This is a genomic window from Klebsiella sp. YJ (assembly GCF_002108615.1).
Classification (GTDB): Bacteria; Pseudomonadota; Gammaproteobacteria; order Enterobacterales; family Enterobacteriaceae; genus Klebsiella; species Klebsiella planticola.
Genome location: NZ_MTEG01000011.1, coordinates 140,106 through 156,808, shown reverse-complemented (window position 1 = coordinate 156,808; position 16,703 = coordinate 140,106). Strand labels below are relative to the sequence as shown.

The 16,703-nt window shown below is 60.2% G+C and carries 13 protein-coding genes; 3 read left to right on the top strand and 10 right to left on the bottom strand.

Annotated features, from left to right (window positions below; translation table 11 throughout):
- Positions 1 to 908: 908 nt before the first annotated feature.
- Complete coding sequence (locus BV390_RS13195) at positions 909 to 1,673, bottom strand: SDR family NAD(P)-dependent oxidoreductase (RefSeq protein WP_004859254.1); 765 nt, start codon at positions 1,671 to 1,673, stop codon at positions 909 to 911.
- Positions 1,674 to 1,853: 180 nt separating this feature from the next.
- Between BV390_RS13195 and BV390_RS13190 the strand changes: the two genes are divergently transcribed.
- Positions 1,854 to 3,191, top strand: coding sequence for an aspartate aminotransferase family protein (locus tag BV390_RS13190; RefSeq protein WP_032689004.1), 1,338 nt, complete (start codon positions 1,854 to 1,856; stop codon positions 3,189 to 3,191).
- 200 nt (positions 3,192 to 3,391) lie between these two features.
- Here the strand turns inward: BV390_RS13190 and BV390_RS13185 are convergent, their stop codons facing one another.
- From BV390_RS13185 to BV390_RS13165, 5 genes are all read right to left on the bottom strand, one after another.
- Positions 3,392 to 4,096, bottom strand: a complete 705-nt coding sequence (locus BV390_RS13185; RefSeq protein WP_032700606.1) for an ABC transporter ATP-binding protein — start codon at positions 4,094 to 4,096, stop codon at positions 3,392 to 3,394.
- A complete protein-coding gene (locus BV390_RS13180; protein ID WP_032696444.1) occupies positions 4,083 to 4,919 on the bottom strand; it encodes an ABC transporter ATP-binding protein in 837 nt (278 codons plus the stop codon). The genes BV390_RS13185 and BV390_RS13180 overlap by 14 nt, the downstream gene beginning before the upstream one ends.
- A complete protein-coding gene (locus BV390_RS13175; protein WP_032688988.1) occupies positions 4,912 to 5,745 on the bottom strand; it encodes an ABC transporter permease in 834 nt (277 codons plus the stop codon). Before BV390_RS13175 ends, BV390_RS13180 begins: the two co-directional genes overlap by 8 nt.
- Positions 5,745 to 6,758 carry an ABC transporter permease gene (locus BV390_RS13170; RefSeq protein WP_004859271.1) on the bottom strand — a complete coding sequence of 338 codons (1,014 nt, stop codon included), beginning with the start codon at positions 6,756 to 6,758 and terminating at the stop codon, positions 5,745 to 5,747. Before BV390_RS13170 ends, BV390_RS13175 begins: the two co-directional genes overlap by 1 nt.
- A gap of 101 nt (positions 6,759 to 6,859) precedes the next feature.
- On the bottom strand, positions 6,860 to 8,428 hold the full coding sequence (locus BV390_RS13165) for an ABC transporter substrate-binding protein (RefSeq protein WP_032700605.1): 1,569 nt from the start codon (positions 8,426 to 8,428) through the stop codon (positions 6,860 to 6,862).
- Positions 8,429 to 8,640: 212 nt separating this feature from the next.
- On the opposite strand from BV390_RS13165, the gene BV390_RS13160 reads away from it, so the two are divergent.
- Positions 8,641 to 9,336 (top strand): GNAT family N-acetyltransferase, encoded by a 696-nt coding sequence (locus BV390_RS13160; protein WP_032688986.1) that lies wholly within the window; start codon positions 8,641 to 8,643, stop codon positions 9,334 to 9,336.
- A 548-nt stretch (positions 9,337 to 9,884) separates the two neighbouring features.
- Here the strand turns inward: BV390_RS13160 and betA are convergent.
- From betA to betI, 3 genes are read right to left on the bottom strand one after another with little or no spacing between them, the layout of a single operon-like run.
- Complete coding sequence (betA, locus tag BV390_RS13155) at positions 9,885 to 11,561, bottom strand: choline dehydrogenase (protein WP_032700604.1); 1,677 nt, start codon at positions 11,559 to 11,561, stop codon at positions 9,885 to 9,887.
- A 14-nt stretch (positions 11,562 to 11,575) separates the two neighbouring features.
- Positions 11,576 to 13,048, bottom strand: a complete 1,473-nt coding sequence (betB, locus tag BV390_RS13150; RefSeq protein WP_032688983.1) for a betaine-aldehyde dehydrogenase — start codon at positions 13,046 to 13,048, stop codon at positions 11,576 to 11,578.
- Between the two features lie 11 nt (positions 13,049 to 13,059).
- On the bottom strand, positions 13,060 to 13,653 hold the full coding sequence (gene betI, locus BV390_RS13145) for a transcriptional regulator BetI (protein WP_032688981.1): 594 nt from the start codon (positions 13,651 to 13,653) through the stop codon (positions 13,060 to 13,062).
- A 128-nt stretch (positions 13,654 to 13,781) separates the two neighbouring features.
- On the opposite strand from betI, the gene BV390_RS13135 reads away from it, so the two are divergent.
- Positions 13,782 to 15,815, top strand: coding sequence for a choline transporter (locus BV390_RS13135; RefSeq protein ID WP_032688979.1), 2,034 nt, complete (start codon positions 13,782 to 13,784; stop codon positions 15,813 to 15,815).
- Between the two features lie 75 nt (positions 15,816 to 15,890).
- On the opposite strand, the gene BV390_RS13130 is transcribed toward BV390_RS13135, so the two are convergent.
- The gene (locus tag BV390_RS13130; RefSeq protein ID WP_032688977.1) at positions 15,891 to 16,676 is read right to left on the bottom strand and encodes an SDR family oxidoreductase; all 786 of its coding nucleotides are present in this window, start codon (positions 16,674 to 16,676) and stop codon (positions 15,891 to 15,893) included.
- Between the last annotated feature and the right edge of the window lie 27 nt (positions 16,677 to 16,703).

Here is a 16,703-nt window from a genome sequence, read left to right as displayed (position 1 = left end):
GGCGCTGTGCTTACCGGGGCTACGGGGTCGTGCGATCGGATAGACCGCATAAGGCGCTGGTGCCGCTAGCCGGGAAAATCCCCGCTGGCGCTGCACTTACCGGGGCTACGGGGTCGTGCGGTCAGGTAGCCCGCATAAGGCGCTGGTGCCGCTAGCCGGGAAAATCCCCGCTGGCGCTGCGCTTACCGGGGCTACGGGGGGCGTGCGATCGGGTAGCCCGCATAAGGCGCTGGTGCCGCTAGCCGGGAAAATCCCCGGTGGCGCTGCGCTTACTGGGGCTACGGGGTCGTGCGTCGGGTAGCCCGCATAAGGCGCTGGCGCCGCTAGCCGGGAAAATCCCCGGTGGCGCTGCACTTACCGGGGCTACGGGGTCGTGCGGTCAGGTAGCCCGCATAAGGCGCTGGTGCCGCTAGCCGGGAAAATCCCCGCTGGCGCTGCGCTTACCGGGGCTACGGGGGGCGTGCGATCGGATAGACCGCATAACGCGCTGGCGCCGCTAGCCGGGAAAATCCCCCACTGGTGCTGCGACCCGGGGAGATGTTCCGGCAGCAAGGTACATGGTTCCGTTCGTCATCAATCGGCAAAACAGGTTTGTGGCACATCAACGGAAACAGAGGGAGTCCTCTTTACAATCCCCGCTTGCGCGCAAAGAAATCGGCCGCCCGGCGCTCAGCCTGCGGTCGGCATCAACTCGATGCTACTGGTCCCGTCCCTGGCGTCCAGCCCCTGCTTTCCGACCTCCGTTTCGCCGATTTCAGCGGATACCAGAGCATCGCGTAAGTCTTGTTATTGCCGAATGACTACAGCTGCCGTCAGCGCTTTTCCCTGGCTGCAGACGGCTGGAAACAGGTAGCCCCGGTAAGCGCAGCGCCACCGGGGAGGGGGAGATAAATTGCGTTGGTCTACAATCAATCCCGGTCAATCGCGAACGGCTGCCAGGCCTGGCGCACCGGCATCACTTCTACGCGGTTGATATTCATATGATCCGGCAGGGTGGCGATGTAGAACATCTGCCCGGCGATATCCTGCGCGCTCAGAGGAGTGGTGCCGCGATACAGATTATCGGATGCCGCCTGGTCGCCTTTAGTGCGCACGAGAGTGAATTCGGTCTCGGCAATGCCCGGCGCCAGATCGGTCACCCGCACCCCGGTACCGAGTAGATCGCAGCGCAGGTTGTAGCTGAACTGCTTCACAAACGCTTTGCTGGCACCGTAGACGTGGCTGCCCGGATAGGGCCACTGACCGGCAATGGAACCGACATTGATGATACTGGCGCCGGCGCCGTGCTGAATGAGCGTCGGCAGCAGCGCGTGGGTGACGTTAACCAGACCGGTAACGTTGGTGTCGATCATCGTTTTCCAGTCCTGCAGGTCCACCTTCTGCGCCGGCTGCGGCGCCAGCGCCAGCCCGGCGTTGTTAATCAGCGTTTTGATATCGGCAAAGGCGGCAGGCAGCTCTGCCACCGCGGCGGCAACGGCCTCGCTGTCACGCACGTCCAGCTCGATAATATGTACCGGCACCAGCAGGCTCAGCCGGTCATACAATTTTTGCAGGCGCGCCAGACGACGCCCGCTCAGCACCAGCGACCAGCCCGCCTCGGCAAACACCTGTGCCGCTGCCTCCCCAAAACCGGAGGTGGCCCCGGTAATAAACACTACGTTGTTGGTGGTCATTTCACTCTCCTGTGCGCATTGTTGTCCTCACTATAAAAACGCCGTGCACGACCACACAGGGCCAGTTGTCAGGTGGCGTTGTGACACGGTGTCACAACTTTTTCGACCGACTGGCTCTATCCCTTTTTCCGCCGGGCGACCAATGATGGGGGGAACAACAATGACATCAGAGGGCAGGGTATGAAGCTGGCAATACAGAACGATGTAACGGTAAGCAACGATGACGTTCGCCAACTGGATCGCGCTTATGTTTTCCATTCGTGGTCAGTACAGGGCAACATCAACCCGCTGGTGATTGCCGGGGCCAGGGGCTGTGAACTGTGGGATTATGAAGGCAAAACCTACCTTGATTTCAGCAGTCAGCTGGTTAACGTCAATATCGGCTATCAGCACCCGCGCGTGCTGGCGGCGATGAAAGCGCAGCTGGAGGAGCTGGTGACGATTGCGCCGGCGACCGCCAACCTCGCCCGCGGCGAAGCGGCGAAACGCATCGTCGAGCTGGCGCCGGAAGGCTTCAGCAAAGTGTTCTTTACCAATGCCGGAGCCGACGCCAACGAGAATGCCATTCGCATGGCGCGGCTGTACACCGGACGCGATAAGGTGCTGTCGGCCTATCGTTCATACCACGGCAATACCGGCAGCGCGATTGCCGCCACTGGCGACTGGCGCCGCGTGCCGAATGAGTACTCCCGCGGCCACGTGCACTTTTTCAACCCCTACCTCTATCGCAGCGAATTTAATGCGGTGACGGAAGAGGAGGAGTGTCTGCGCGCGCTGGCGCATCTACGCAGAATCATTGAGTGTGAAGGCCCTGGCGCGATTGCCGCCATTCTGCTGGAGTCGATTCCCGGTACCGCGGGTATTCTGGTGCCGCCTGACGGCTATATGCAGGGCGTACGGGCGCTGGCCGATGAGTTTGGTATTGTGCTGATCCTCGACGAGGTGATGGCCGGGTTTGGCCGTACCGGCAGCTGGTTTGCCTTCGAGCAAGATGGCGTGGTGCCGGATCTGGTGACCTTTGCCAAAGGGGTTAACGCCGGGTATGTGCCTGCGGGCGGGGTGCTGATTAGCGATCCGATTGCCCGTTATTTTGACGACCATTTCTTTGCCGGTGGCCTGACCTACTCCGGCCATCCGCTGGCGATGGCGGCGATTGTGGCGACGATCGATGCCATGAAAGAGGAAAACATCGTCGAAAACGCGGCGCAGATGGGGAATCACGTCCTGCGTCCGGGGCTGGAGGCGCTGGCGGAAAAACATGCGATTATCGGTCATGTCCGCGGCCGTGGCCTGTTCCAGGCGCTGGAACTGGTCAGCGACCGCGAAGCTAAAACGCCGTTAACCGCGGCGGATATGGCGGCGATTAAGGGGGCGTTAACCGAAGCGGGTCTGCTGGCCTTTGTGGTGGAAAACCGCATTCACGTGGTGCCGCCATGCACCATCAGCGCTGAGCAGATTGCGAAAGGGCTGGCGATTTTTGACAGCGTATTCGCCCGCTTCGCCACTCTGGCGAAATAAACCAACCTTATTCCCGGATAGCGGCGCCAGCGCCTTATCCGGGCTATCCGACCGCACGACCCGGTAGCCCCGGTAAGCACAGCGCCAGCGGGGATTTTCCCGGCTGGCGGCGCCAGCGCCTTATGCGGGCTACCTGACCGCACGACCCCGTAGCCCCGGTAAGCGCAGCGCCACCGGGGATTTTCCCGGTTGGCTGGCTATCACGCCATCCGGTGTTCGCCCTGTATCAGCGCTTCACGGTCGAAGAAGTGCTGAATTACCCCCTCGGCCATAAACGCCGCCCGATCCGACATATGCGCAATCACATCGGCATCATGACTGACCAGCAGATAGGTCATACCGTGCTCCTGTTTCAATCGGTTCAACAGATTGAGAATTTCCGCCTGCACCGACATATCCAGCGCCGAGGTGGGCTCATCTAACAGCAGGATCTGCGGGCGCAGCAGCAGCGCGCGCGCGATTGCCACCCGCTGACGCTGGCCGCCGGAAAGCTGATGCGGATAACGACGCGCGGCGTCGGCGGGGAGCCCCACCTGTTCCAGCGCGGTGTCGACCCGCTGCCGGATGGCGTCGAGGCCGTGGATTTTCAGCGGTTCGGCCAGGGTACGCCACAGCGTATGGTTGGGGTGCAGAGAGGCATAGGGATCCTGAAACACCATCTGCACGTTGCGGCGCAGCTCGCCCTGAAAACGAACTCCGGGAGCTATCGCTGTGCCAAACAGCTGAACGCCGCCGCGCCACTCGCGCTGTAGCCCGGCGAGAACCCGCAAAATCGTCGATTTTCCGCAGCCGGAGGCGCCGATCAGACTGAAAGTTTCCCCGGCCTCAACGCTGAAGCTGGCGGCGGAAACCGCCGTTTTTTCCGCAAAAATGACCTGTAATGCATCGAGATTAACGACTGCCATGCGCCGCCTCCGTAAAGTCCTGGGTTCTGTCGAGAGTGGGCAGCATCTGGCCGTAGGTGCTCGCATCGGGACGACAGGTCCACAGCGTACGGGTGTAGGGATGCGTGGCCTGAGGCAGCTCGCGGGCGGGCATCTCATCGACCTGCGCGCCCTGATACATCACCAGCACCCGGTGGCAATGCTCCGCCACCAGCGGCAGATCGTGGCTAATCAGCAGCATCGCCATTTGCCGCTGCTCGCACTGTTCCACCAGCAGTTCGAGGATCTGATTGCGCAGGCGGGAATCGAGCGCCGAGGTCGGCTCGTCGGCAATCAGCACCTTCGGGTTGTTCAACAGCGCAATGGCGATCATCACCCGTTGCCCCATCCCGCCGGAGAGTTCGCCGGGGTAGCGGCTGAGTACGGGTAAATCGAGACCGACGGCAGCAACGGCGGCTTTCACCGCCTCCAGTCGCGCGCGGCGGCTCAGGCGCTGATGCAGCGTTAATGCCTCTTCCAGCTGTGCCTGAATGTTCTGTACCGGATTCAGCGCATAGCGCGGATCCTGCAACACCATGGCGATATCGTTGCCGCGCAGCGCGCGCCAGCGGCGTTCGTTGAGGGTCAGAAGATCGTGGCCCAGCACGTTCAGCGTTTCTGCGCTGACCACGCCCGGACGACGCACCAGCCCCATCAGCGCGCGGGCGGTCATCGATTTGCCGGAACCGGATTCGCCCACCAGCGCCAGCCGCTCGTTGCCGAGCGTAAAGTTGACGTTATTCACCACCCGGGCAGAGGGGTAGTCGATGCACAGCCCTTGAACGGCGAGTCGGGTATCAGTCATGTTGCGGCTCCAGAACATCGCGCAGGCCGTCGCCCAGCAGGTTAAAGGCAAGGCTGGCTATCAGGATCACCGCTCCGGGCGCGGCGGCAATCCACCACTGATCGAAAATGACCTGCATTCCGTCGGCGATCATCGCGCCCCATTCCGCCATCGGCGGACGTGCGCCGAGGCCAAGGAAGCCCAGTCCGGCGGCGGCGAGAATAATGCCGGCCAAATCCAGCGCCAGGCGCACGATGGCGGAAGGCAGGCACAGCGGCAAAATATGGCCAATCAGCAGCCGCCAGCCGCGAATGCCCATCATCTCCGCCGCGGCCAGATAATCGCTATGACGCAGACGCTGAATTTCGCTCCGCGCCTGGCGAGCGTAGGCGGGCCAGGTGGTGAGCGCCAGCGCCAGAGCACCGTTGACCAGCCCAGGCCCCAGCATGGCGACAAAGGCAAAGGCGAGGATCAGGCGCGGCATTGACATCACCACGTCGGTAAACCGCATCAGAATACGCTCCAGCCAGCCGCCGTAATAGCCGGAAAGAATCCCCACCAGCAGGCCGGCGGGGAGCGTAATCAGAGTGACTAACGCCACCAGCCCCAGCGCCGGGCGCGCGCCGTAAATCAGGCGGGAGAGCAGGTCACGGCCATAGCTGTCGGTGCCGAGCCAGTGCCGGGCATCGGGGCTTTGCAGGCGAGCCGCCGCATCCTGCCAGTTGGGATCGAGCGGCGCCAGCCACGGCGCGAACAGCGCCACCAGCAGGAGCAGCGCGATAACGATCAGCCCGCAAAAGGCGGCGGGGGAGCGACGCAGACGACGCAAAAACAGATAAGCCGGCATCAGCGCACCCTCGGGTCGGTCAACCGCACCAGCAGGTCGGTGAGGTTATTAATGAAAACAAAGCTGGCGCCAATCAGCAGCGTACCGCCCATGATCGCCGTGGTATCCCCGGCAAACAGCGCGGTAGTCAGATAGCGGCCAATTCCCGGCCACGAGAAGACGGTTTCCGTCAACACCGCGCCTTCCAGCATCGAGGTCCAGGCCAGGGCGATGACCGTCAGCAGAGTGCCGCGAATGTTGGGGAGCACATGACGCAGCAGAATCGTCATTTCGCTGGCGCCTTTGGCGCGCGCCAGCAGGATGTACTCTTTGTTCATCTCGCTGAGGCAGGCGGAGCGGGTCAGGCGGGTGATGCTGGCCAGTGAATAGTATCCCAGTAGCAGCACCGGCAGCAGCAGATGGCCGATGGCGTTTTTGAAGGCCTCTTTATCGCCGGAGAGCCAGGTATCAATCAGCACGAAGCCGGTTCGCGGTTCGACGGTATATTGATAGATATCGTCCAGTCGCCCGGGGCCCGGCGTCCACTGCAATTTGGCATAGAACAGCGCCAGCATCAGCAGCCCGAGCCAGAAGATGGGAACCGAGTTGCCGATCAAGGTCAAGGTGCGTACCGCCAGATCCCACGGGGAACCGGCGTAGCGGGCGCACAGCACGCCGGCAATCACCCCGAACAGCGCCCCGACGATCAGCGCCAGGGTGGCCAGTTCGAGGGTGGCGGGAAAGGTAGCGAGCAGGTCGTGCAGCACCGGCTGGCCGGTGGAGCTGGCCGTGCCGAGGTCGCCGTGGGCAAGGTTAACCAGATAGTGCCAGAACTGCACCGGCAGCGGGCGATCGAGCCCGAGCTGGTGGCGAACCTGATCGTAGGTCGACTGGCTGGCATGATCGCCGACGATTTGTAGCACCCGATCGACAGGTGAAAACGCGGAGAGCGCGAACGTGACGAGCAAGAGCCCGAAGAGCGTGAGTAGCAGGGTAAGCAGCCCCTGAAGCACGCGCGTGGAAAGATGTGGCATGGGAAGTCTCTTCATGCCGGGGGGCGGCTTCGCCTTACCCGGCCTACAAAAAACGAGAACCCGTGCCGGGTAAGCGTAACGCCACCCGGCAACAAGGGAAATTACTTGGTGACGTTATCGTACCAGACCATATCGGCGTTGAGGCCCTGCTGATAGCCTTTGACGTTATCGCGGACCACGATCTGCGTTTTCCCCTGATCAACAAACACATACGGCGAACTGCGCTGCAGCTCTTCCTGCATTTTTTTGTACAGTTCGAGGCGTTTTGCCGGATCCGCTTCGGCGACCGCCGCCTGGGTTTCTTTATTCAGCTGCGGGATCTGCCAGCCGTTCAGACCGGCGACGGTGCTGGATTTGCCATCATTCCACGCGAAGGCGCTGGCGTTGGAGTGGGCGTCAAAATAGTCCGGGATCCACAGGCGAATAGCTGCCTGGTGCTGCCTGGCACGCACGCGGGCATACACCTGGCTGCCCGCTGCCGGCAGCAGGTCAATCTTCACGCCGCCCTGGGCAAAGCTGGCCTGCATCGACTGGGCGATAGTAATGAACGGCGGTTTGTTCTCGACATCAAGAGTGAAGTGCGCGTCCTTAATCCCCGCTTTGGCGAGAATCGCTTTGGCCTTCGCCGGGTCAAATTTGAACGGATTATTATCCAGCGCGCCCGGCAGACCAACCGGCAGGAAGCTCTGATGCACAAAATACTGGCCTTTAAGCAGATCTTTGGTGATCCCGTCGTAGTCCACCAGCCAGCGCGCGGCTTCCCACAGGGCCGGGTTTTTCAGCAGCGGGTTCGCGCTGTTGCCGGTGTTGAAGGCCAGGTAATTCTGCTCGGCGGAGGGAATGCTCAGCACGTTAACGCCGGGTTTCCCCTGCAGGGCGGCTATCTGATCGGCGCCGAGATCGCGGGCGATATCGGCATCACCCTGTTGAATCAGCAGGCGGCGAGAGGCCGGATCGGGGACGTTTTTAATAATGATGCTTTTCAGCTTCGGCGCACCGGTAGGCGAGCTGTCGTTGGCCTCCAGCACGATGGCCTGATGCGGTTGATAGACGCGCATTTTGAACGCGCCGCTGCCCGCGGAGTGCATTTTCAGCCAGCTGTTACCGAAATCGTTGTCTTTGACGTTCGGCGCCACCAGCTTTTCATCCACGATGGAGGCGATCGGCGTGGAGAGGATATTCAGCGCCACCGCCGGACTGACGTCAGCGGTCCAGTGCAGCTGCAGCGTATGGTCATCGACCTTTTTCAGCTGGCTGGCGATGTTGTCCGGCTGCCAGCCGAGGACGTTGAGGATAAAAGCGGGGGACTTATTCAGCGTCACCGCGCGGGTATAGGAGAAAATAATATCTTCCGGACGCAGCGGATTGCCCGAGGCGAATTTGGCATCAGGCTTTAGCTTGATGGTCAAGGTTTTCGCCGCCGGGTCGGCCTGCCAGCTTTCAGCCAGAATCGGGGTGATTTTTTCAGGGTTGTCGCGATCTGGCTGAACCAGGCGCTGGTAGAGGCTTGGTACCGTCTGAATACTGGAAAGCTCATTGGCTTCTGCCGGGTCGAGGCTGACGATGTCGTCAAGGCCCTGGGCAACGACCAGGGTGGAGGGCGGCGTCGCGGCATGGACGGCGGCGGAGAGTGCGGTCAGCACCAGTAAAGACAGCAGTTTTTTGGTCATGTGCAATCCCTGAAAAAATGTTGTTTTGATTATTTATGCTTCGCTACGTTAGGCCGCTTCCCCGCAGTCGTAAAGTCAAAATACGGATAAGCTTATGCATAAAAAGAATAATTCATAGCGCTGGGTTATTAATGAAAAAAAGCGGCGGCGCGCTTTCTGTCCGCTGCGCTTCTTGATATAACAATTTCATTACAATTCAACGGGGTGCGGGCATGCCGGAAATCAATCAATATGGTCAGGTGGTGAATGATGTTGTCGCAGACTGGCAGGGGGCCAGGATCCTGAAACGCACGCCGTTAAGCGGGCGCTTTTGTCGGCTTGAGCCGCTGGAGGTGCAGCGCCATGCCGCCGATCTTTTCGCCGCCTACGCGTTGGGAGATGAGAGCGACTGGACATGGCTGGCCAGCACCTGCCCGGCAAGCGTGGAAGCGACGACCCACTGGGTGGCCGGTAAAGTCAACGATGATGCGCTGGTGCCGTTTGCGGTTATCGATCTGCGGACCGAGCGGGCGGTTGGGTTGGTCAGCTATATGGCCATCGATCGGGCAATGGGGACCGTTGAAATCGGCCATGTTACCTGGTCGCGGAAGATGAAGAATACGCCGCTGGGTACGGAAGCGGTGTGGCTGTTGCTGAAAAACGCTTTCGAGCAGGGCTATCGCCGGCTGGAGTGGAAATGTGATTCGATGAATATCGCCTCACGGCGGGCGGCGGAGCGTCTGGGTTTTACCTGGGAAGGGTGTCTGCGGCAAAAAATGGTGCGCAAAGGACGCACCCGCGATAGCGACCAGCTGTCGATCATTGATAGCGAATGGCCGCAGCGTGATGCGGCGCTGCGCGCATGGCTGGCGGCGGAGAATTTTGATGGTGACGGGAGACAGGTGAAGCGGCTGGAGGATTTTCGCTAATTGCAGCCTGCTGACAAAGTGCGTGCATCCGGAATTATCTGCGTTGCTCGGTGATTTGCCCGGCGGCGCTTCGCTTGCGCGGGCCTACGGGACTGGTGCCGGTTTGCTGAGCGGGCCTACGGGACTGATGTCGGTTTGCAAACCGGATTCTACGGGATAGCTTCCGGTTTGCAGAGCGGGTTCTATGGGGCAGACTCGCTGTCGTAGGCCGGGCAAGGCGTCAGCCGCCGCCCGGCAGAGATGTCAGGACACTAGCCAGAGCAGGCTTGCTATCGGACCTTATATTTGTGGTGCTCCGGGATTTGCCCGGCGGCGCTTCGCTTGCGCGGGCCTACGGGACTGATGTCGGTTTGCAGAGCGGGCCTACGGGACTGATGTCGGTTTGCAGAGCGGGCCTACGGGACTGATGTCGGTTTGCAAACCGGGTTCTACGGGATCGCTTCCGGTTTGCAGAGCGGGTTCTATGGGGCAGACTCGCTGTCGTAGGCCGGGCAAGGCGTCAGCCGCCGCCCGGCAGAGATGTCAGAACGCGAGCCAGAGCAGGCTTGCTATCCAGCAGCCTGACGACGCACCGGCGCGCCGTTGGCCACATAATAGCGCGCCGTGCTGCGCGGCAGCGGCTGGCGGCCGCGAATGGCATCGGCTATTTTCTCGCCAATCATGATGGTGGTGGCGTTGAGGTTGCCGGTGATGATCTGCGGCATAATTGACGCATCCACCACCCGCAGGCCTTCCAGACCGTGCACCCGGCCTTCGCCATCCACTACTGCCATCTCGTCGTCGCCCATTTTACAGGTGCCGCACGGGTGGAAAGCAGTCTCGGCGTGATTACGCACGAACTCATCCAGCTCGGCATCGCTCTGGCAGTCGAGGCCGGGGCTGATTTCGCGTCCGCGATATTTATCCAGCGCCGGCTGGTTCATGATGTCGCGAGTGATGCGTATCGCATCGCGAAACTCCTGCCAGTCCTGCTCGCTGGACATATAGTTGAACAGAATCGCCGGATGCTCGTGCGGGTCGCGTGATTTCAGGCGCACGTGGCCGCGGCTGGGCGAACGCATGGAGCCGACGTGGCACTGGAAGCCGTGCTCTTTCACCGCATTTGAACCGTTGTAGTTAATCGCCACCGGCAGGAAGTGGTACTGAATATTTGGCCAGGCGAACTCTTCCCGGCTGCGGATAAACCCGCCGGCTTCAAACTGATTGCTGGCGCCAATACCGGTGCCGCCGAACAGCCATTCGGCACCGATTTTCGGCTGATTCCACCACTGCAGCGCCGGATAGAGCGACACCGGCTCTTTGCATTCATACTGCAGATACATCTCGAGATGGTCCTGCAGGTTTTCGCCGACGCCGGGCAGGGCGTGAACCAGCGGGATATCAAACTGGCGTAGCAGATCCGGGTTGCCGACACCGGAACGTTGCAGGATCTGCGGTGAAGCGATGGCTCCCGCGCACAGCAGTACTTCTTTACTGGCCGTCGCTTTTGACGGCGCGGTGCTGTCGCCCTCCAGCCATTCGACCCCAACCGCGCGCTTACCGGCAAAAATAATATGGTCGGTCAGCGCATGGGTGCGAATCGTCAGATTTGGGCGCCCGCGGGCCTGGTCAAGATAGCCGCGGGCGGTGCTGGCCCGGCGCCCCTGGGGAGTGACGGTACGATCCATCGGCCCGAACCCTTCCTGCTGATAGCCATTCAGGTCGTCGGTGCGCGGATAGCCGGCCTGCACACCCGCTTCCACCATCGCATGGAACAGCGGATTATTATTCTGCTTCGGCGTGGCGACGCTCACCGGGCCATCGCCGCCGTGATAATCATTCGCGCCGATGTCGCGGGTTTCCGCTTTACGGTAGTAGGGCAGGCAGTCGAGATAGCTCCAGCTCTCCAGGCCTGGCGCGGTGGCCCAGTTGTCGAGGTCCATTGCATTACCGCGGATGTAGCACATGCCGTTAATCAGCGACGAGCCGCCGAGACCTTTGCCGCGGCCGCACTCCATGCGGCGGTTATTCATATACGGCTCAGGTTCGGTCTCGTAGGCCCAGTTATAGCGTCGGCCCTGTAATGGAAAAGCCAGCGCGGCGGGCATCTGGGTGCGGAAATCAAAACGATAATCCGGGCCGCCGGCTTCCAGCAGCAGGACGGTGGTGTGCGGATCTTCCGTCAGTCGTGTCGCCAGTACGTTGCCGGCAGAGCCGGCGCCAATAATGATGTAGTCAAATTGCAAACATGACCTCCTGGTTAAAATATGGAGTGAAACTGAGCCATCTCAACCTGGATGGATTTTACCTGGGTGTAGCTCTGGAGCGTCATCACGCCGTTTTCGCGGCCGATACCGGAGTGCTTATAGCCGCCGACCGGCATCTCCGCCGGGGATTCGCCCCAGCTGTTGATCCAGCAGATCCCGGCTTCAAGCTGATGAATCACGCGGTGGGCGCGATTTAAGTCCGGGGTGACCACGCCTGCCGCCAGACCGTATTCGGTGGCGTTGGCGCGGCGAATCACTTCCGCCTCGTCTTCATAGGTCAGAATCGACATCACCGGGCCAAAGATCTCTTCGCGCACGATGGTCATCTCGTCATGGCAGTCGCTAAAGACGGTCGGGGCCACCCACGCGCCGCTGGCGAAGGCGTCACCTTGCAGCACCCCGCCGCCGCACAGCAGACGCGCGCCTTCCTGCTTACCGCTCTCGATATAGCGCAGGACGTTGTCGCGGTGCGGGAAGCTCACCAGCGGGCCGAAGTTGGTCGTTTCATCAAACAGGTCGCCGGGACGAATTCGCGCCACGCGGGCGAGGATTTTCTCTTCGAACGCCGCTTTCGCGCGCGCCGGGATAAACACCCGGGTGCCGTTGGTGCAGACCTGGCCGGAGCTGTAGAAGTTGGCCATCATCGCGATATCGGCGGCGAGGTCGAGGTCGGCATCGTCGCAGACGATCAGCGGCGACTTGCCGCCCAGCTCCATGGTGACTTCCTTCAGCGACGAAGCGGCGGAGTTAGCCATCACTTTTTTGCCGCTGGCGACGCCGCCGGTGAACGAGACTTTGGCGATATCCGGGTGTTCAGTCAGATACCGTCCGGTTTCGGCGCCGATCCCCGGCAGGACGTTAAAGACGCCGTCCGGCAGGCCGGCTTCGCGGTAGATCTCCGCCAGTTTGAGGGCGGTCAGCGGGGTCACTTCGCTTGGCTTAAAAATCATCGCGTTTCCGGCGGCCAGCGCCGGCGCTGATTTCCACAGCGCGATCTGGATCGGGTAGTTCCACGCGCCGATCCCGGCAACCACGCCGAGCGGTTCGCGGCGGGTATAGATGAATGAACTGTCGCGCAGCGGGATCTGGCTGCCTTCCAGCGCCGGGATCAGGCCGGCGTAATACTCCAGCACGTCGGCGCCGGTAACGATATCGACAGCGGCGGTTTCGCTCAGCGGTTTACCGGTATCCAGCGTCTCCAGACGCGCCAGCTCGTCGTTACGCTGGCGCAGAATATCCACCGCTTTACGCAGGATCCGCGAACGCGCCATGGCGCTCATCGCCGCCCACACCTTTTGCCCCTGTTGGGCGCTTTTTACCGCCCGGTCGACGTCTTCGCGACCCGCGGCCTGGACTGTCGCCAGCACTTCCCCGGTGGCAGGGTTGAGGGTCTCGAAGGTTTTCCCGCTGGTGGCAGGGACGTAACCACCGTGGATATAAAGCTGCTGTTCGGCCATTCGGGACATGGTTTCCTCCATTATTGAGAAGTCGGTGGCAGATACTGGCTGATGAAATGGTCGGCGAGCGTTTCAGCGCGGGCTTTATCGAGCGGTTTACCGCTCAGCGCCGCGCGTAGCCACAGTCCGTCGATTAAGGCGGCGAGGCCATAACCGGCCTCCTGCGCCTGCTGGCGCGGCAGTTCGCGCTGAAATTCATAGACGATGTTCGACAGCAGACGCCGGCTGCTGACCTGCTGCAGGCGATAGAGCATCGGTTGATGCATGCTGCTGGCCCAGAAGGCAAGCCAGGCTTTCATCGCCGCGCTGCTTATCTGGCTGTCATCGAAATTACCCGCCACGATGGCCCGCAGCCGCCGTTCGGCGCTGGCGCCCGGCAGCGCGTGCAAACGGCTCAGTACCGCCAGCCGCAGTTGGCCGGTGATATCGCGCATCGTCGCTTCCAGCAGACCGTTCTTATCCTTGAAATAGTGACTAATGATGCCGGTCGATACGCCCGCCCGTCGGGCAATTTGCGCGATGGTGGCATCGTGCATTCCCACCGCATTTATCGCCTCGAGGGTCGCGTCAATGAGCTGCCGCTGGCGTATCGGTTGCATCCCCAGTTTGGGCATTTCGTTGGTTCCATTCATCAGATTTGTTTATCTATTAAAGCGGTTTTTGATTGGACGTTCAATATAAAATGTGTCTTAATTGTTGCGGTTTTGGATTTTAATAGTTACAAAAACAGTGGGGATACTGGATGACAGACCTTTCGCCGAGCAGAGAAAAGGACAAAATCAATCCGGTGGTTTTTTATACTTCCGCCGGACTGATTTTGTTGTTTTCCCTGATGACTATCTTCTTCAGCGATTTTTCAGCGGCCTGGATTGGCCGTACCCTGAACTGGGTTTCGACGACTTTTGGCTGGTATTATTTGCTGGCGGCCACGCTGTATATCGTGTTTGTGGTCTGCATTGCCTGCTCGCGCTTCGGTTCGGTGAAGCTCGGGCCTGAGCACTCCAAACCGGAGTTCAGCATGCTGAGCTGGGCGGCGATGCTGTTTGCCGCCGGTATCGGTATCGACCTGATGTTCTTCTCGGTCGCCGAACCGGTCACCCAGTATATGCAGCCGCCGGAAGGGGCCGGGCAGACCATGGAGGCCGCGCGCCAGTCGATGGTCTGGACCTTGTTCCACTACGGGCTGACCGGCTGGTCGATGTATGCTCTGATGGGCATGGCGCTGGGATACTTTAGCTATCGTTATAATTTGCCGCTCACCATACGTTCCGCCCTCTATCCCATCTTCGGTAAAAAAATCGATGGTCCAATTGGTCATAGCGTCGATATCGCGGCGGTGGTCGGGACAATTTTTGGGATTGCCACCACGCTGGGGATCGGGGTCGTGCAGCTTAATTATGGCCTGAACGTGCTGTTTGATATTCCGGATTCGCTGGGGGCGAAAGCGGCGCTGATTGTCCTGTCGGTGATTATCGCCACGATTTCGGTGACCTCCGGGGTCGATAAAGGGATTCGTATTCTCTCCGAGCTGAACGTGGTGCTGGCGCTGGGGCTGATTCTGTTCATCTTGTTTATGGGCGATACCGAGTTTCTGATGAACGCGCTGGTGCTGAACGTTGGCGACTACGTGAACCGCTTTATGGGCATGACCCTCAACAGCTTCGCTTTCGATCGCCCGGTCGAGTGGATGAACAACTGGACGCTGTTTTTCTGGGCCTGGTGGGTGGCCTGGTCACCGTTTGTGGGGCTGTTCCTGGCGCGTATCTCGCGCGGGCGCACCATTCGTCAGTTTGTGCTGGGGACGCTGATTATTCCGTTTACCTTCACCTTACTCTGGCTGTCGGTGTTCGGTAACAGCGCGCTGTACGAGATTATTCATGGCAATGTCGCCTTTGCCGAAGAGGCGATGGCCCATCCGGAGCGCGGCTTCTATAATCTGCTGGCGCAGTACCCGGCCTTTACCTTCAGCGCCTCGGTCGCCACCATCACCGGGTTACTGTTCTATGTGACCTCCGCTGACTCAGGGGCGCTGGTGCTGGGGAACTTCACCTCGAAACTCAAAGATATCAACAGCGATGCGCCGAACTGGCTACGGATCTTCTGGTCGGTCGCTATCGGTCTGCTGACCATCGGAATGCTGATGACCAACGGGATTTCGGCGCTGCAGAACACCACGGTGATCATGGGGCTGCCGTTTAGCTTCGTGATCTTTTTTGTGATGGCAGGGTTGTATAAATCATTGAAGGTCGAAGACTATCGCCGCGAGAGCGCCAGTCGCGATACCGCCCCGCGCCCGCTCGGCGTGCAGGATCGGTTGAGCTGGAAGAAGCGTCTGTCGCGGTTGATGAACTATCCGGGAACCCGCTATACGCGCCAGATGATGGAGACGGTGTGCTACCCGGCAATGGAGGAGGTGGCGCAGGAGCTTAAATTGCGCGGCGCCTATGTGGATCTGAAAAGTTTACCGCCGGAAGAGGGGGATAATCTGGGCCATCTCGAACTGCTGGTGCATATGGGCGATGAACAGAATTTTGTCTATCAGATCTGGCCGCAGCAGTATTCGATTCCGGGCTTCACCTACCGGGCGCGCAGCGGTAAATCAACCTACTATCGTCTGGAGACCTTCCTGCTGGAGGGCAGCCAGGGCAATGACCTGATGGACTACAGCAAGGAGCAGGTGATCACCGATATTCTCGATCAGTACGAGCGTCACCTGAACTTTATCCACCTGCACCGGGAAGCGCCGGGGAACAGCGTGATGTTTCCGGGGATGTAGGGAGCAGAAGGCTGCATGAGTAAAAAGGCGCCCCGTGGGCGCCTTTTTTCGAGCGAATGTCGCCATGCGCTCCGCTTACCAGCAGATAAATCCGCCATCAACGACCAAATCAACGCCGGTACAAAATGAGGCGGCGTCGCTGGCGAGGAACAGAGCCGGTCCCGCCATCTCTTCAACTTTTGCCATGCGCTGAATGGGCGTCTGGTTTTCAAACTCGCGGGTCTGATGGACCATTTCAGGACGGGTATTCATCGGCGTTGCGGTGTAACCCGGGCTAATTGAGTTGACGCGAATCCCTTTGCCGACCCACTCCATGGCAAGGCTTTTAGAGAGATGAATCACGCCGGCTTTGGCGCTGTTGTAATGCGCCTGTTCCAGCCCGCGGTTAACGATAATTCCGGACATCGAGGCAATATTAATAATCGAGCCGCCGCCGGATTCCAGCATCAGTTCCGCTTCCGCTTTACAGGAATTCCACACGCCGGTGAGGTTGATATCAATAACCCGCTGCCACTGTTCCGTCTCCATCTCCAGCGCCGGGTTGGCGTTGGCGATACCGGCGGCATTGACGGCGATATCGAGACGACCGAAGCGGCTTTTGGCCAGCGCGACGCCGGCGCGGAGATCGCTTAGCTGGCGCACATCCCCGGTGTAAAAGCAGGCTTCGCCGCCTATCGCTTCAATATGACTCACGGTTTCGGCCAGTCCCCCGTCTTCGCGCAAATCAAAACCGACGACGCGCGCGCCCGCGCTGGCGAGCCCGTAGGCGATCATCTGGCCAATACCACTGCCCGCGCCGGTGACAAAGGCAACGCGGTCCTGCAGGTTAAACAACTGTTGAGCAAAATCTTTTGCGATCATAGTGATTACTCTTGTGGTCAAAACCCT

Coding starts and splice junctions, on each gene's coding strand:
- BV390_RS13195 (WP_004859254.1), bottom strand. CDS start 1,673: ATGACCACCAACAACGTAGTGTTTATTACCGGGGCCACCTCCGGTTTT.
- BV390_RS13190 (WP_032689004.1), top strand. CDS start 1,854: ATGAAGCTGGCAATACAGAACGATGTAACGGTAAGCAACGATGACGTT.
- BV390_RS13185 (WP_032700606.1), bottom strand. CDS start 4,096: ATGGCAGTCGTTAATCTCGATGCATTACAGGTCATTTTTGCGGAAAAA.
- BV390_RS13180 (WP_032696444.1), bottom strand. CDS start 4,919: ATGACTGATACCCGACTCGCCGTTCAAGGGCTGTGCATCGACTACCCC.
- BV390_RS13175 (WP_032688988.1), bottom strand. CDS start 5,745: ATGCCGGCTTATCTGTTTTTGCGTCGTCTGCGTCGCTCCCCCGCCGCC.
- BV390_RS13170 (WP_004859271.1), bottom strand. CDS start 6,758: ATGCCACATCTTTCCACGCGCGTGCTTCAGGGGCTGCTTACCCTGCTA.
- BV390_RS13165 (WP_032700605.1), bottom strand. CDS start 8,428: ATGACCAAAAAACTGCTGTCTTTACTGGTGCTGACCGCACTCTCCGCC.
- BV390_RS13160 (WP_032688986.1), top strand. CDS start 8,641: ATGCCGGAAATCAATCAATATGGTCAGGTGGTGAATGATGTTGTCGCA.
- betB (WP_032688983.1), bottom strand. CDS start 13,048: ATGTCCCGAATGGCCGAACAGCAGCTTTATATCCACGGTGGTTACGTC.
- betI (WP_032688981.1), bottom strand. CDS start 13,653: ATGCCCAAACTGGGGATGCAACCGATACGCCAGCGGCAGCTCATTGAC.
- BV390_RS13135 (WP_032688979.1), top strand. CDS start 13,782: ATGACAGACCTTTCGCCGAGCAGAGAAAAGGACAAAATCAATCCGGTG.
- BV390_RS13130 (WP_032688977.1), bottom strand. CDS start 16,676: ATGATCGCAAAAGATTTTGCTCAACAGTTGTTTAACCTGCAGGACCGC.